The 14,815-nt window shown below is 65.4% G+C and carries 14 protein-coding genes; 3 read left to right on the top strand and 11 right to left on the bottom strand.

Annotated elements, in window-relative coordinates:
• Nucleotides 1–163 precede the first annotated feature (163 nt).
• From V5B60_RS12060 to V5B60_RS12110, 11 genes are all read right to left on the bottom strand, one after another.
• Nucleotides 164–511, bottom strand: coding sequence for a hypothetical protein (locus tag V5B60_RS12060; RefSeq protein ID WP_332347223.1), 348 nt, complete (start codon nt 509–511; stop codon nt 164–166).
• A 105-nt stretch (nt 512–616) separates the two neighbouring features.
• Entirely contained in the window at nt 617–1,132 is a 516-nt protein-coding gene (locus tag V5B60_RS12065) for an HD domain-containing protein (RefSeq protein ID WP_332347224.1), read from the bottom strand.
• Entirely contained in the window at nt 1,122–2,126 is a 1,005-nt protein-coding gene (locus tag V5B60_RS12070) for a sterol desaturase family protein (protein ID WP_332347225.1), read from the bottom strand. The genes V5B60_RS12065 and V5B60_RS12070 overlap by 11 nt, the downstream gene beginning before the upstream one ends.
• On the bottom strand, nt 2,123–2,875 hold the full coding sequence (locus tag V5B60_RS12075) for a polysaccharide deacetylase family protein (protein WP_332347226.1): 753 nt from the start codon (nt 2,873–2,875) through the stop codon (nt 2,123–2,125). The genes V5B60_RS12070 and V5B60_RS12075 overlap by 4 nt, the downstream gene beginning before the upstream one ends.
• Before the next feature lie 2 nt (nt 2,876–2,877).
• Nucleotides 2,878–3,870 carry a beta-propeller fold lactonase family protein gene (locus V5B60_RS12080; protein WP_332347227.1) on the bottom strand — a complete coding sequence of 331 codons (993 nt, stop codon included), beginning with the start codon at nt 3,868–3,870 and terminating at the stop codon, nt 2,878–2,880.
• A gap of 146 nt (nt 3,871–4,016) precedes the next feature.
• Nucleotides 4,017–4,619: a hypothetical protein gene (locus V5B60_RS12085; protein WP_332347228.1), complete on the bottom strand. Its 603-nt coding sequence runs from the start codon at nt 4,617–4,619 to the stop codon at nt 4,017–4,019.
• A gap of 4 nt (nt 4,620–4,623) precedes the next feature.
• Nucleotides 4,624–5,010 (bottom strand): lactoylglutathione lyase, encoded by a 387-nt coding sequence (gene gloA, locus V5B60_RS12090; protein ID WP_332347229.1) that lies wholly within the window; start codon nt 5,008–5,010, stop codon nt 4,624–4,626.
• A 117-nt stretch (nt 5,011–5,127) separates the two neighbouring features.
• A complete protein-coding gene (gene cynS / locus V5B60_RS12095) occupies nt 5,128–5,571 on the bottom strand; it encodes a cyanase (protein WP_332347230.1) in 444 nt (147 codons plus the stop codon).
• Entirely contained in the window at nt 5,568–6,500 is a 933-nt protein-coding gene (locus tag V5B60_RS12100; RefSeq protein WP_332347231.1) for an ABC transporter ATP-binding protein, read from the bottom strand. The genes cynS and V5B60_RS12100 overlap by 4 nt, the downstream gene beginning before the upstream one ends.
• 14 nt (nt 6,501–6,514) lie before the next feature.
• Nucleotides 6,515–7,354 (bottom strand): nitrate ABC transporter permease, encoded by an 840-nt coding sequence (ntrB, locus tag V5B60_RS12105; RefSeq protein ID WP_332347232.1) that lies wholly within the window; start codon nt 7,352–7,354, stop codon nt 6,515–6,517.
• Nucleotides 7,355–7,364: 10 nt separating this feature from the next.
• Nucleotides 7,365–8,711 carry a CmpA/NrtA family ABC transporter substrate-binding protein gene (locus V5B60_RS12110; RefSeq protein ID WP_332347233.1) on the bottom strand — a complete coding sequence of 449 codons (1,347 nt, stop codon included), beginning with the start codon at nt 8,709–8,711 and terminating at the stop codon, nt 7,365–7,367.
• A 418-nt stretch (nt 8,712–9,129) separates the two neighbouring features.
• Between V5B60_RS12110 and V5B60_RS12115 the strand changes: the two genes are divergently transcribed.
• From V5B60_RS12115 to V5B60_RS12125, 3 genes are all read left to right on the top strand, one after another.
• Nucleotides 9,130–11,007 carry a PAS domain S-box protein gene (locus V5B60_RS12115; RefSeq protein WP_332347234.1) on the top strand — a complete coding sequence of 626 codons (1,878 nt, stop codon included), beginning with the start codon at nt 9,130–9,132 and terminating at the stop codon, nt 11,005–11,007.
• 8 nt (nt 11,008–11,015) lie between these two features.
• Entirely contained in the window at nt 11,016–11,678 is a 663-nt protein-coding gene (locus V5B60_RS12120) for a response regulator transcription factor (RefSeq protein WP_332347235.1), read from the top strand.
• An 88-nt stretch (nt 11,679–11,766) separates the two neighbouring features.
• Entirely contained in the window at nt 11,767–14,739 is a 2,973-nt protein-coding gene (locus V5B60_RS12125; RefSeq protein WP_332347236.1) for a hybrid sensor histidine kinase/response regulator, read from the top strand.
• The last annotated feature ends 76 nt before the right edge of the window (nt 14,740–14,815 follow it).

A 14,815-nucleotide genomic window follows, 5' to 3' on the forward strand; every position in this document is an offset into this window, starting at 1 on the left:
CTCCAGCGCCAGCCCACTGGGGCAGTACGGGCACCGCCGCCGCGGTCGCCCTGTCGGCGATCGGTCGCCGGAGGACCTCGCGAAGGAGCGCACGGGGGGTGTCTGCGTATGGGGATGCCGCTGCCGCTGTGGACGACAGCCGGCAAGTGCCAGCAGCGAACATCTATTTCGAGCCTTGCTGGACTCCGTCGGGGCGCGGACTGGCGAGGAAGGCGAGCCCGCCCGGTTGGGCAAACCATGCCAGATTGACGCCGTCGAGGACGATGATCACCGGCACCTCGTGGCTCTTGCCCGCGTGGCGGATCGTCGCCACGGCTGCGAGTTGCCGTTCCTGCCCGCCGGTGATGCGGACGGCGAGGACCTCGACGCCCTGACCCCTGAACTGCGGGTCGTAGCGAAAATACTCCTGCATCGACACGCGAGTCAGTTCAGCTGCCTTGTCGGGCCCGGGCACGCACGCAGCGAGCAACAGGCAGACGGCGATCACTGCGCGCCGTACGCGCGCCGTCATCGGTCCCGCTGCCTGGCGCATCGGTCCATCGGCTTTGCGTTCGCCCCGCTTGGCGTGGCGGTGGCGCGCGGCGCGGGCAGCCGCGTGTGCGGCCGGGCGCGGGAATCAGCCATCGGTCGCCGCCGGGATGTCATCCGGCGCCAGCAGCCCGTCGAGTTCGCACCACAATGGTTCGCAGAGGCCGGGGCGGTACGCCGCGGCACGGAAGGCACGATGCTCGTGGCGGTAGATCTCCCAGAGACGCTGCCGGCGATCGGCGACACAGCTCCTGACGTTGGCCAGGCGGTCGGCTGCCTTGACCACCAGTGCCAGTTCCGCCGGGCCACTGACCGCCGCCAGCCGGGCGTAGGTCTGCGCCTTGCGCTCGGCACGGGTGGCGCCCGGGGCGTCGGTCAGCAGGCCGACGCATTCGCCGACGAAGGGCCCGAAACGGGCGTTGACGTCGTCGTCACTGACTGCCGTGTCCTCGACGATGTCGTGCAGATAAGCGATGACCTGCGCCTGCGCACCGTACGGAGCGAGCAGTTCGGCGACTGCTTCGAGGTGCCAGGAGTACGGGCGCTCGCCGTACATCTGGCCGTCGTGCGCGCGCAACGCGAAGGCGCGCGCGTCAGCCAGCATGCGAGCCTTCCGTCTGTCGCTCGTCCGCGTTGTGGCCGCGTGGTCGCAAGGCGGCGGCGAAGGCTTGCAGCCCCTCCCATTGCTGTCGCCAGAAGCCGCTGCGCTCGGCCTCAGGTGGCAGCGGGCCGCCGGCGAGGCCGCAGGGCGGCAGTTCCTGCTCGTGGTACTGGGTGCCGAAGATCTGGTCCCAGACCGGCAGCAGAACGGCGAAATTGCATCCGTGGCGGTACCGACGACCCGCCGGCAGGTGCAGCGCATGGTGCCAGCGGTGGTAGCGCGGGCTGACCAGCAGCCTTTCGCCGAAGCGCCCGAACGAGAGGCGGGCATTGACGTGGGCGAGGTTCTCCACCGTCTTGACGACGAGCAGCAGGCCGATGAACTGCCCCGGCGGTACGCCAATGAGCAGGGCGATGCTGGCGAACCAGAAGCCGCCGATCAGATCCTCGAGCAGATGGTTGCGGCTGTCGGTCCACAGGGTCATCCGCCGCTGGCTGTGGTGGATGGCGTGCAGTGCCCACCACCAGCGCAGGATGTGCGACAGCCGGTGGCGCCAGTATTCGGCGAAATCGAGGAGCAGCAGGTAGACGAGAAAGGCGAGCAGCGGCCTCGTGTCGAGGCCGGGGAACAGGTCCTCGAGTTGCGGCGGGATGATGTCGTGCAGGCGCAACCAGCCATCGATGACTGCGAAGAGCGGTGCCAGCAGTGCGAACACCGCCAGCGGAACGATACCCAGCCGGTCGAGCAGCGAGTAGAGGATATCGACGCGGACTGCCCGGCGATCCGGCCAGACCTCGACCGGCCGCCAGGCTTCGAGCGGTCGCAGCAGCAGGTAGGCGAAGCCGATCTGCAACACCCCGGCGAGGAAGAACTGGATGCCGTCGAAAGCCATTTCGAGGTGGCTGCCCATGCCGAGCGCGAACAGCGGCGGTTGCACCACATGATCGAGCAACCAGCCCTGCAGGAAGACGAAGGCCTCGGTCATTGTGTCGATCATGTCTGCCCGCGCCGGGTGGAAAAACAGAAGCCCTTCGCCTTGAGGCCGGCGATCAGCGGCTCGAACATCGGCGCGAAGGGGTCCTTGCGCGACCAGATGCCGAGATGGGCCATGACGATGTCGCCATGGCGGAGGCGCTCGAGCGCTCGCTGCAGCAGCATCGAATTGGGGTAGGTCTCAGACGGCAGCTCGTCGCCGAGGAAGCCGGCTGCCGCCCAGCCGACATGTCGGTAGCCGCAGGACTGTGCCGCCGCCAGCGTGTTCGGCGTCGTGCGGCCACCAGGAGCCCGCCAAAGCGGGTCGAGGCCGCGGCCGGTCAGTTCCTGGAAGCGGGTGTCGGGTCGCTGCAGCTCGGCGCAGATGGCGGCGGCGTCCATCGTTTCGCTGCTGCCATCCTGCAGCCGGTAGCGCACCAGCGTGCCGCTGTCGCCACGAAAACTGCCGTGGCGCCAGGTGTGGCTGCCAAAGGCGTGGCCTTCGGCGACGCGGGCACGCCAGTAGGGGGCCCAACTGGCGTCGAGGGCGCTGTCGCCGCGAGTGGTCCTTTCCTGCGCGAGGAAGAACGTCGCCTTGACGCCGTGTCGTGCCAGGGTGTCGGCGATCAGTTCGGCGTGGCGCATGTTGCCGGTGTCGAAGGTGAGATAGAGCGTCCCCTTGCAGCCCGACTGTGGCGTGGCGGCTCCGGCGGCATCCGCGCCTGCCGTCGCCAGCCCGAGCGCCAGAGCGAGTGCGGGATGAAAGCGTGCCATCCTCACCGGAGCCCGGCGTGGTTGAGGAAGAAGACCCCGTGCGGCGAACTGCCGACCGGAATCGACAGCTTCAGCTGCTTGCTCACCAGGTCGACGACCTGCACCCTGCGCGCGAAGCGCGCGGTGGTCCACAGCTCCTTGCCGTCGGCGCGGACCATCATGTCGTCGGGGCCGCCGGGGACGTCGTATTGTTCGACGACGCTCATCGTCTGCGTGTCGAGCAGCGAGATGCTGCCGTCGATCGTCCGGTTCGAGACGTAGAAATGGCGGCCATCGCCCTTCGGCTGCAGGTTGTGCGCCGCCTTCGCGGTGGCGATCTGCCGTACGCTCTTGCGCGCCCGCCATTCGATCACCTCGACCACCCCTTCGCCCATGCTGGCGACCAGCAGGTGGCGATTGCCCGGCGCCATGACGATTCCCGCCGGCGTCGCCGCCACCGGCATCACCCAGGCGATCTTCTGCGTCGGCAGGCTGATCGCCATCAACTCGTTCGAGTCCTGCAGGGTGATGAAAACGAACTGGCTGGCATCGTCGAACGCCATGTGCGAGGGCGTCTTCGGTGCCGGCAGGCGGGCAAGCAGGCGGAAGTCGGCAGCGTCGTAGAGGTCGACGCGATCGAGGCGCAGCGAGGTGGCGACGAACCACTTGCGGTTCGGCGAGAAGCCGATCTGGTAGGGGTCCGAGATGTCACGTATGCGTCTTTGCTCCTGGCCGGTCAGCGGGTCGTAGAAGACGAGCTGGTTGGATGCCGCGCAGGCGACGATCAGCGATTTGTCGTCGGGAGTGGGCATCAGGTGATGCGGCTCCTTGCAGACGTTGACCTTGCCAGTGACCTTGTAGCTGTCGGTGTCGATCAGGCTGAGCGTTCCATCGGCCGAGTTGAGCGCGATTGCGAGGCCGGCATGTGCTGCCATCTGGTTGCCGCAGAGGAAGAAGAACAGCGCCAGCAGTCTGGGCAGGAGACGAGCGAGGGATGCAGGGTGGCGGTGGGTCACTTCAGTCGGAATCCGGTTGCGAACGAGAGTGGTCGGCGAGCGTCGTGGTCCGAAACGGCGGCAGGCAGTCTGCGACGTGGCTGCCGGGGCTGGCCGGGCGCCGGTGGCGAATCCCCCGGAGCGTGATTCTGCAGGAAAACTCCCCCCTATGCCAGAACCACCAGTCGCGGATCGTCGAAATGATCGAGGAGCATGCGGCGTACCCGATCCTGCCACAGGCTGGCGAACAGGCTGCGGCTCTCCGGATCGTCGTCGCCGGCAAGCAGTCCTTGCAGCAGCGATGGCAGACGGGGGTCGGCGGGGACCTGCGCGAGTTGCAGCGTTGCCGTGATGCTCTGCCCATTGTCGAGGCGTCGGAAGCGGATATCGCCTGGCAGCTGCTGCCCGAAACGCAACAGGTCGCGGCGCACGAACTGGCCAGCCAGCCCCTTGAAGCCACCGGCTCCGGCAGCGCCGGTGAGCAGTCCGACGACCGCCGCCATGACGCCGCTGACGCCGGTCTCGGCCGCCTCGCGGAAGTCGACGGCGATCTCGCCACGCAGTGGTGTCTCGTCGCCGTGGAGGGCGCGCAGGGCGCGATGGCTCAGCAGGTAGCTGCCGGCCACGGTCGGGCACGAGTGACCGGCAAGGCGGACGGCGTCGGCATAGCCGTACTCGATCAGCCCGCCGGCAGCGGCGCCGAGGAAGTCGGCAAGGCGATCGCGCAGGACGATCGACGGCACCTGTGCGAAGAAGGCCGGGAAGCCCACCGCCTCAGCCCTTTTTCTGGATCAGCTCGATACGGTAGCCATCGGGATCCTCGACGAAGGCGATCACCGTCGTACCGTGCTTCATCGGCCCCGCCTCGCGAACGACCTTGCCGCCACGCGCCCGGATCCGCTCGCAGGCAGCATGGGCATCGTCGACTGCGATCGCGACATGGCCAAAGCCGTTGCCGATCTCGTACGAAGCGGTATCCCAGTTGTGCGTCAGTTCGAGCACGGCCCCGTCCGACTCGGGCCCGTAGCCGACGAAGGCAAGGGTGAAGCGCCCGCCTGGATAGTCCTGGCGGCGCAACTCGCGCATCCCGAGGACTTCGGTGTAGAAGGCGATCGATCGATCGAGCTCGCCGACACGCAGCATGGTATGCAGGATTCTCATGGCAGTTCCTCAGCGGATTGGACTTGCGTGACAGCGCCCGCCGCGGTTCCTGACCGATGCGGAGCGTGGCATGCCCCGGAGGATAGCAAATCCATCGGCCCCAAGGCCAACCTCTGATCAGTACGTCTTGTAGGACAGGAACTTGCCGGACATGACGATATTCACCCGGTCACCGGCCGCGTTGGGCTCGCGCTGCAGGTCCATCTTGAAGTCGATCGCTGACATGATGCCATCCCCGAACTCTTCGTGGATCAGTTCCTTGAGGGTCGTGCCATAGACGCTGATCAGCTCATAGAAGCGGTAAATCAGCGGATCGGTGGGCACGGCGGTCGGCAGCGAGCCCTTGCAGGGCACCACCTGCAGCAGGGCCACCGCCTCGGAAGGCAGGCTGAAGATCTGGCCGATGGTGGTCGCCTGGTTCTTGTCGAAGGTCATCTGGCCGAGGCAACCGGCCGTCACCCATTCCTTGGACAGTCCGAGCTTGCTGGCCACGTCGCTCCACTTGATGCCTTTCTGGATCTTGGCGCCGACGATCATTTCGGTCACGTCATTGCGGTTCATTGCAGCCTCCTGTTCGTTTGGGTTGAGGGTGATTGATTGACGGCATGCAGGGGTCGTGAAGGTGCCCTCTGCCTGTCGTCTACGAGTCCCGGCCGCACTACGGGCGGATTTTTCGCGTCGTGGCTGACGTCGGCGCCCGAATAGCTGGTCGAGCGATTGACGAGGAAGTCAACAAGGTGGTTACGGATGCGGTAGAACTGCGGGTCGTGGTGCATGGTGGTGCGCTTGCGGTCACGGGACATGGTGACCTCGACAATCTCGGCGATCTTGGCGTAGGGGCCATTGCTCATCATCAATATCCTGTCGGCGAGCAGGATGGCTTCGTCGACATCGTGCGTGATCATGAACACCGTCTGCTGCGCGGCCTGCACGATCTTCAGCAGTTCGTCCTGGATGGTGCCCCGCGTCAGCGCGTCGAGCGCGCCGAAGGGTTCGTCGAGCAGCAGCATCTTGGGTTCGATGGCAAAGGCACGGGCGATGCCGACGCGCTGCTTCATGCCGCCGGACAGTTCCGCCGGCCGTTTCTGCAAGGCGCAGCCGAGGCCGACCATCTCCAGGTACTTGGTGCAGTGGGCGGTGACCCTGTCCTTGCCCCAGTCCGGCCACTTCGACTTGACGGCGAAGGCGACGTTGCCGAGGACGGTCATCCAGGGCATCAGTGCGTGGCCCTGAAACACCACGCCCCGTTCGAGGCTCGGCCCGCTGACTTCACGGCCGGCCATGAAAACGTAGCCCTGCGTGGCTTCGTCCAGGCCTGCCAGCACGTTGAGGATGGTGGTCTTGCCACAGCCGGAGTGACCGACGATGCAGACGAACTCGCCCCTGTCGATCTGGAAGTGGATGTCCTCGAACACCGGCGGGTTGGGTTTCCCGGCGGTGCCGGGGAAGACCCGGGACAAGGCCTCGATGGACAGGAAAGGAGAACTCATCGCGTGCCCCTTCCCTATTCCCGGTAGGTCACCAGCTCTTGCAGCCGGCGGAAGATCATGTCCAGCAGCATGCCGACGAGGCCGATCAGCGCGATGGCGAAGATGACGTTGGGCAGGGCGAGGTTGTTCCACTCGTTCCAGACGAAGTAGCCGATGCCGGTGCCGCCGACCAGCATCTCGGCGGCGACGATGACCAGCCAGGCGATGCCCATTGAGATGCGCATGCCGGTGAGGATGGTCGGAGCGGCAGCCGGCAGAATCACGAGGAAGACCTTGCGCGGCGGATTCACTTCCAGCGTGCGGGCGACGTTGATCCAGTCGCGGCGCACCGCAGCCACGCCGAAGGCGGTGTTGATCAGCATCGGCCATACCGAGCAGATGAAAATGACGAAGATGCCGGAGATCGAGGAGTCCTTCAGCGTATACAGGGCCAACGGCATCCACGCCAGCGGCGAGATCGGTTTGAGTACCTGGATGAAGGGATCGAAGGCCTTCAGGAGCAGTGGCGACATGCCGATCGCAAAGCCGAACGGTACGGCCACCAGCACGGCGAGCAGAAAGCCCAGTGCCACCCGCACCAGAGAATGCCCGAGCTGGATGCCGACCCCCTTGTCGTTGGGGCCGCGGTCGTAGAACGGGTTGGATAGGTGGGTGATGAAGGCGGCGCCGACCTCAGCCGGCGGCGGGAAGCCACCGGACCTCTCCGCGCCCTTGCCCATCAAGGCGGCATATTCGGCGTTGGCCCCTGCCTGTGCCGCGGATACCTTCGGCAGGGTGGCCATGTGCCACGCGCCGATGAAGACTGCGAACAGCAGGAGGGAGATGAAGGCGGCCTTGAGGGTTTCGCTGCGCATCGAGGATTCCTTAAACACGCTTGACGACGAAGCTGTCAACGTAGGGTTCGGGCTTGGCCGGGTCGAACTCCTTGCCCATGACCTTGAACCTCTTGTAGGACTCCTTCGGCGCGGTCAGGCCCAGTTCGGCCATGTGCGTCCTGGCGTCGGTCAGCAGGTAGACCTTTTCGGCGATGTCCCTGTAGCGCACGTCACCCTTGATGTAGCCCCAGCGTTTCATCTGCGTCAGGATCCACACCGCCATCGAATACCACGGGAAGGGATCGAAACCGGCGCGATCGGGCACGTTTTTCACGCCACCGAGACCGTCCGCGAACTTTCCCGTCAGCACTTGCTCCAGTACCGTCTTCGGCTGGTTGAGGTAATTCGGCGGCGACAGCACCTCGGCCATGAGCGGCCGGCGCTTGGGGTCGTTGGCCATCGCTGCGGCCGTCAGCACGGCACGGTAAAGCGCGGCGAACGTGTTCGGATTTTCCCTGACGAACGCCGCAGGTGCGCCAAAGGAGCAACAAGGGTGGCCGTCCCAGATGTCCTTGGACAGGATGTGGATGAAGCCGACCTCGTCATAGACGGCTCGCTGATTGAACGGGTCGGGCCCGAGGTAGCCGTCGAGGTTGCCGGCGCGAAGGTTGGCGACCATCTCGGGCGGCGGCACGACGCGGATCTGGATATCCCTGTCGGGATCAAGGCCGTGCTCCGCGACGAAATAGCGCAGCAGGAAGTTGTGCATCGAATACTCGAAGGGTACGGCGAATTTGAAGCCTTTCCACATTCTCGGGTCGCGCTTGTCCTTGTGCTTGACGTGCAGGGTGATGGCCTGGCCGTTGATGTTCTGGATGGTCGCCACGCTGATCGGCACGGCCGCCGAGCCGACGCCCATCGACATCGCCAAGGGCATGGGCGCCAGCATGTGCGAGGCGTCGTACTCCTTGTTGATGACCTTGTCGCGAATCAAGGCCCAGCCAGCGGTCTTGATGACCGAGGCATTGAGGCCCTGTTCCTTGTAGAAGCCCAGCGGGTCTGCCATGATCAGCGGACTGGCGCAGGTGATGGGAATGAAGCCGATCCTGAGGTCCTTCTTTTCCAGTGAACCCTTGTCCTGGGCCATCGCTTCGAGGGCGCCGAACGGGATGACGGAAGAGATCGCGGCCCAGGCCGTCGAGGCGCCGACGCTGTGCAGGAACTTGCGGCGCTCGTTGTCGCGCGGAAACAGGGCGCGCATCACGGAGGTCTCGATGACGCGGCGGTTGAGAGCCTCTTCCGCAGGTGCGGCGGCTTCGTGTTCGGCCTGGCTGCCGTGATGGCCGCAGGTGCAGCCGGCGTGCAGTCTCGCTTCAGCGTCAAAGGGGTTGTCCATGTGCGTGGGCTCCTGGCGGATCGGGGGCAAGGTGGCGACGGATCAGTGGCTACATGGAACCAAAAGCAGGACCCATGCCAGGCACGGCAGCGAGGCGCCACAGCCCTTTTCGCGCTGCGCCCGTCCCAACGCTGCACCATGCAAGCGCACTCGGCCGGCCCGATGCACCGCTTCGGGATCGGCTACGGCCACGGACGCTCCAGGTCAACGGTGGGCCAAGCTGCTGACTCACCCGCAACGAGGGCGCGTCCGCTGCGGTGCCACGCCGTTGCCTGCGGGCGTTGCTGGTTTGCCGCGGGCTTACGTGTCGCTACGGTAGTGTAGGGGGCCGACATGCCCTCATAATTCGCGCTCATCAGCCGACCCGTCCATCCTCGTGAAAAGCTCGCCCGATACTGCGTACTTGCTGGATCAAGCCATGCTCACGGCCTTGTTCGATTCCCTTCTGGAGGGGGTTGTCGTCTATGACCCTGCTGGCCGCGTCGTTGCTGCAAACGCTTCGGCGCCGGAGATTCTCGGGCTGAGTCTTGCCGAGATCACCGGAGAGACCGCCATGGATCCGGACTGGCGGGCAGTAAGCGCAGATGGCGGTCCATTTCCCGGCAAGCAGCACCCGGCGATGATGTGCCTGGAAACCGGGGCGCCGGTCAGGGATTTCATCATGGGCGTAACGAGCCGGGCGAGAAGAGAACGGCGCTGGCTCCGGATTCATGCCTGTCCGTTGCGGGTCGAGCACAGGCTTGTCGGTGCCTTCGCCTGTTTCGAGGACATCACCGACCGCAGGCGCATCGAGGCACAACTGTCTGAAGCCCATGAAAAGCTTGAACTGGCGCTGGTCGGTGCCAGCCTGGGCACCTACGATGCGCACCTGCCGAGCGGACGCGTCGAGGTCAATGACCGTTACCTGGCTCTGCTGGGGTATGCTCCTGGGGAACTCGAGATGTCGGTGAGGGCCTGGATGGATCGCGTCAACCTGGAAGACCTGCCGCGCATACAGTCACACTACGACCGCATTGTCACAGGCGACTTGCGACATGTCGATATCGAGTACCGTCTGCGTCACAGGGATGGCAGCTGGGTGTGGCTGCATGACCGCGGGCGGGTCTTCAGCACCGATGCGCAGGGACAGCCGATCCGGATCGCCGGCACGCTACTGGATATCACCGCCCGCAAGCAGGCCGAACTGGCATTGCAGGAGAGCGAAGCGCGTTACCGCACCGTCGTTGAATCGGCACCCGATGCCATCCTGATCTTTTTCGAGCAGCGTGTCATCATGGCCAACCCGGCCAGTGTCCGACTGTTTCGGGCGTCCTCCGAACAGGAATTGCTTGGCCGGGATGTCTGGTCCCTGACCAGCACGCGGTCGCACCCGCTGCTGCGAGGGCGAATCACGCGTGCCCTGAAGCTGGGAGCGGTGAACCCCATTGCTGAAGTCGAGATCAATCGCTGCGATGGCACGCCATTGCCCGTCGACGGCGTTTCGGCGGCCATCGAATACCAGGGGCGCCGCGCCGTCCATGTCATGATGCGCGACGCGATGCCGCGCAAGCAGGCCGAAGCACTGGTGCGGCAGCATCGGGAGGAAATGGAGCGGACGTTGGCCCTCCAGGTGGCGCATCAGACCGTCGCCGGCATCGCCCATGAATTGAACCAGCCGCTGAACGCCATCACTACGTTGGCCGAGGCCGCTCGCCAACAGCTGCACGGCGGCAACCCGCTTCCGGTACCACTGGCAAGTGCACTCGAGGGCATCGCTCATGGCGCGCAGCGTGCGGGCTGTGTCGTGCATGAATTGATGGGCTTCCTCCGCCGGGCCGAGCGCACGCCGGAAGCCTTCGATCTGGCTGCGCTCCTGCAAGAAGTCGTCGTGCAATGTCAGGCCGGTCGGCCGTTCGCTGGCGAGATCGAGGTGCGTTTGCCGGGCGATATCCCGCAAGTTGCGGGCAATGCACTGCAGATCGAGAAGATCGTGCTCAACCTGTTGCGCAATGCCGTGGAGGCCTGCCAATCGGTGCATACTCCAGGCAGGTTGTGCAGGATCGTCATCGAGGTGTTCGAGGCCGCACGGAGCATCTGCCTCCAGGTGGACGACAATGGTCCCGGGGTGCCGGCAGAACTGGTCCCGCGCCTGTTCCAGCCTTTTGTCAGCAGCAAGCCGGGCGGCCTCGGCATGGGGCTGGCCATCAGCCATTCCCTGGCCCAGTCGCTGGGCGGCACGCTGGCCTACGAGGTTCCGCCAGGCGGCGGAGCGCGCTTCCGCCTCATGCTGCCGGCCATCGAAGACCTTGCCGGTTGACCGCGCGCATGAGTGGCCTGCTGGTGTACGTCGTCGATGACGATGCGGATGTCCGCAAGGGGCTGGTGTCGCTGCTGGAGTCGGCCGGTTATCCAGCGCAGGGGTTTGCGAGTGCAGAGTCCTTTCTTGATGCCGTCGCGGAGAGCATGGCGGCGCTTGCCGGCTGCGTGATCCTCGATCTTCGCATGCCGGGGCTGGACGGCCTGGCGTTGCAGCGCCGCCTCGTCGAGGCTGGCGGCACCATCCCGATCCTCTTCCTGACGGGCCATGGCGAATTGCCGGATGCGCTGGTGGCGTTGCGTGCCGGCGCGGTCGACTTCCTGCTCAAGCCGGTCGATGGGAGATTGCTGCTGCGCAGGCTCGACGCCTGTTGGCAGGCGGAGACGGCGCGTTTCCAGGCGCGGCAACTGCAAGAACAAGTGCTCTGCGTCTTGCAGCGGCTGACCGGGCGTGAACGTGAGATCCTGGGCTTTGCGCTGCAGGGGATCCGCAACTGGGCCATTGCCGAGATCCTGGGCTTGAGCCTGCGAACCATCGAGGCCCATCGTTCACGACTGCTGCTCAAGCTCGATGCTGCTTCAGTCCAGGACTGGCAGCGTCGTTGCGAACAGGGCGGGCTGCCGACGGCAAGGCTCGTCGAGCTGCTTGCTTCATTAGGTGTTGCCACTTAAGGGCCGGCAACCCTAGCCCTCAAACTCATGGCAGCCTAGTATCGCTGCATGAGATGTACCCACTAGGCGCGCGTAGCTTAACGCAGCCATGTCCCTTCTGGCCTGGAATTCCCACTTCGAAACCGGTATCGAAACGGTGGACAGGCAGCATCGCTGTCTGGTCGAGCGCGTCAACGAGTTGGCCTCAATGCTCGCCACGGCTGGCGACCAAGTGCCGGACGGACTCGCCGAGCTGTTCGACCAGTTGCGGGATTATGCCGACCGGCATTTCGCCAGCGAAGAAGGGCTGATGAGCAGCCAGGGCGTCGACCCGCGGCACATCGCCAAACACCACGAATCACACCGGCGCTTCGTCGCCGAAGTCGAGGAAATGGCGGCCGCCTGCCTGAACCGGAGTGGTGTCACCGGGCGCAAGCTGCTGGGATTCATCACCCACTGGGTCGTGTTCCACATCCTCGGCGAGGACCAGGATCTGGCTCGGCAGTTGCACGGCATCGGCAATGGCATGGCGCCGCATGCTGCCTTCGAAGGCGTCGGAAGCTACGCGCTGGACCCGGCCCGGCCGGCCTTGAGCCGTGCGCTCATCGACATGTACGCGCATTTCAGCGAGATGGCGGAGCATCACGAGACTCTGGTCGGCGAGCTGGAACTGCGGAACAGAATCATCGCCGACCATACCTGCGATTGGGAAACCTGGGCCGGCCCCGACGGCGAGATGCGTTATTGTTCACCCTCGTGCCTGCGCATCACCGGTTATGACGCAAAGGCGTTTCTCGACAACCCGGGCCTGCTGCTGTCGATCACACACCCGGACGATGCAGCGGTGGTGGGCAAACATCTCTGCGGCGGGTTTGCCGACGCCGGTTGGCATGAGATGACATTCCGCATCCGGGATCCGGAGGGCAACTGGCGCTGGCTGGAGCACGTCTGCCAGCCCGTGTTCGACGACAATGGCCAATTCCAGGGCCGCCGCGCGTCGAATCGTGATGTCAGCGACAGCATCGCGATGGCAAGGCAGTTGGCCGATGCCGTGGCGACGGCCGAGAAGGCGGCGCAGGCCAAGAGCGAGTTTCTCTCCAACATGAGCCATGAGATTCGCACGCCATTGAACGCGGTCGTCGCGTCGTCGCTGCTGATGCTCAACGACATTCGGGAGCCTGACCAGCGCAGGCGGCTGCAGCGGATCGTGTCGTCCTCGCAGCACTTGCTGGGCCTCATCAGCAGCATCCTCGACCTCGCCAAGATCGAGGCGGGCAAGATCGAAATCGAGAGGACGCCGTTCATGCTGGCGAGCGTTCTCGACACGGTTTCGAGCCAGGTTGAAGAGCGCTTGCGCGACAAGGGGATTGCGTGGCTGGTGAAGATCGGCCCGGGGGTTCCGGAGCGCGTGCTCGGTGATCCTTTGCGGCTCGGGCAAATCCTGGTCAACTTTGCCGGCAATGCCGTGAACTTCACCGACCACGGCGAGGTCGCCCTGACCGTGCAGCGGTTGGGGGAAGACGCCGCCGGGCATCGCATCCGCTTCGCCGTGCGCGATACCGGCTGCGGCTTCGATCCGGCCCAGGCAGACCGAATCTTTCGGCCCTTCGTCCAGGAAGACGGTTCGACGACACGCAAGCATGGCGGCTGCGGACTGGGCTTGGCGATTTGTCGCCAGCTTGCCGGCCTGATGGACGGAACAGTCGGCGCGGAGACCGAACCCGGACGCGGCAGCACGTTCTGGTTCGAAACGACGCTGCCGGAGGCCATCCCTCAGCCATCGCAGGCCAGCCGGGCGAAGCTCAAGGGCCGGCGCGCGATGTTGATCAGTGCCGCCGCCGGGGATCTCGACCAGATCCGCCACATCCTGGCTCGGCAAGGGATCCATGTCCAGCAGGCGGATGCGGTGCATCAATTGCTGACACGCATCGAGGTAGCGGCCAGGGCCGGCCGGCCCTACGATTTCATTGTCTGCGCCGGGTACGGCGCCTTCCTCGATGAACTGCTGGCAGCAGCAACCGCCGCGCCGCTCCTGGGGCTTGGCGGCCAGGCGGTGCGGCCCTACCGGATCTGGGCGTTTCGGGTTGATGGCGTACCGGCGGACGAACCCGAGGAGCGGTCAGGTTTCTTCGATGCCATCGTGCCGCTGCCCGCCGACGCAGATTATCTGGTCGAGGTGTTGCGGGGATTGCTCGCCGGCTGGCCCGCGGACACCACCGATGGCACGACCGCCGGCAGCACCGATGGCTTGGCGACCGACCTGTCGCTCTATGCCAAATGTAAGCTCCTGCTCGTCGAGGACAACACCCTCAATCAGGAGGTGATGCTCGACGTGCTGACGGCTGCGGGGTTGCAGGCGGACGTGGCGGAGGACGGGCGGGTGGCGCTGAGCATGGCTCTCGAGCGGCACTACGACCTGATCCTGATGGACATGCAGATGCCGGTGATGGGCGGTATTGAAGCGACGCGGGCGATACGATGCATGGCTGGCTACCAGAAAACGCCGATTCTCGCCATGACGGCCAATGCCTTCGAGTCGGATCGCCAGCGCTGCCTCAAGGCCGGCATGAACGATCACTTGGCCAAGCCGGTCGTCCCGGAGCGCCTTTATACGGCCCTGCGCCAATGGTTGCCGCTGCCGGCCAGCGTGCCGCAGCCATGCAGGATGCCCGACCGCGCCGTGGTGCCGCAGCCGACCCTGCCGGAGGAGGAGACCGTTTTCCCGGTGATCGCGGGGCTCGACATCGCCGCGGGCTTGAGCTACGTAGGGGGCAAGCGTGCCCGCTACCGGCAACTGCTCGAACGCTTGGTGCAGTACCACACGCACGATCCGGTGGCGATCCGGGAGAACCTCCGCAGCGGTTGTTTCGCCGAGGCGCGTCGCTTGACACACTCGCTCAAGGGAGCTGCGGCGACGCTTGGCGCGGAGGCGATCCGCTCGACCGCCAGCCGGATCGAGCTTCAGCTGAACGACTGGAGTCCGTCCGAGCTTTCCTCAGGTCATCTTGACGAAGAGCTGTGGGCGCTGGCGCAAGCGCTGGCCGAATTGTCGCGGGGCCTGGCGTCTACCGCCGCGCCTTGAGCTTCCCGATTCACGGCGGCCAGTCCGTCGAACGTGCCGACCACACGCACGGGAATTGAACCGGGTGAGCCGGCAC

The sequence above is a fragment of the Accumulibacter sp. genome (assembly GCF_036625195.1).
GTDB lineage: Bacteria > Pseudomonadota > Gammaproteobacteria > Burkholderiales > Rhodocyclaceae > Accumulibacter.

Excerpts from the sequence above, each read along its gene's own strand:
- V5B60_RS12065 (WP_332347224.1), bottom strand. The coding sequence starts at position 1,132 with ATGCTGGCTGACGCGCGCGCCTTCGCGTTGCGCGCGCACGACGGCCAG.
- V5B60_RS12125 (WP_332347236.1), top strand. The coding sequence starts at position 11,767 with ATGTCCCTTCTGGCCTGGAATTCCCACTTCGAAACCGGTATCGAAACG.
- V5B60_RS12075 (WP_332347226.1), bottom strand. The coding sequence starts at position 2,875 with ATGGCACGCTTTCATCCCGCACTCGCTCTGGCGCTCGGGCTGGCGACG.
- V5B60_RS12070 (WP_332347225.1), bottom strand. The coding sequence starts at position 2,126 with ATGATCGACACAATGACCGAGGCCTTCGTCTTCCTGCAGGGCTGGTTG.
- V5B60_RS12115 (WP_332347234.1), top strand. The coding sequence starts at position 9,130 with ATGCTCACGGCCTTGTTCGATTCCCTTCTGGAGGGGGTTGTCGTCTAT.
- gloA (WP_332347229.1), bottom strand. The coding sequence starts at position 5,010 with ATGAGAATCCTGCATACCATGCTGCGTGTCGGCGAGCTCGATCGATCG.
- V5B60_RS12060 (WP_332347223.1), bottom strand. The coding sequence starts at position 511 with ATGACGGCGCGCGTACGGCGCGCAGTGATCGCCGTCTGCCTGTTGCTC.
- cynS (WP_332347230.1), bottom strand. The coding sequence starts at position 5,571 with ATGAACCGCAATGACGTGACCGAAATGATCGTCGGCGCCAAGATCCAG.
- V5B60_RS12100 (WP_332347231.1), bottom strand. The coding sequence starts at position 6,500 with ATGAGTTCTCCTTTCCTGTCCATCGAGGCCTTGTCCCGGGTCTTCCCC.
- V5B60_RS12110 (WP_332347233.1), bottom strand. The coding sequence starts at position 8,711 with ATGGACAACCCCTTTGACGCTGAAGCGAGACTGCACGCCGGCTGCACC.
- ntrB (WP_332347232.1), bottom strand. The coding sequence starts at position 7,354 with ATGCGCAGCGAAACCCTCAAGGCCGCCTTCATCTCCCTCCTGCTGTTC.
- V5B60_RS12120 (WP_332347235.1), top strand. The coding sequence starts at position 11,016 with ATGAGTGGCCTGCTGGTGTACGTCGTCGATGACGATGCGGATGTCCGC.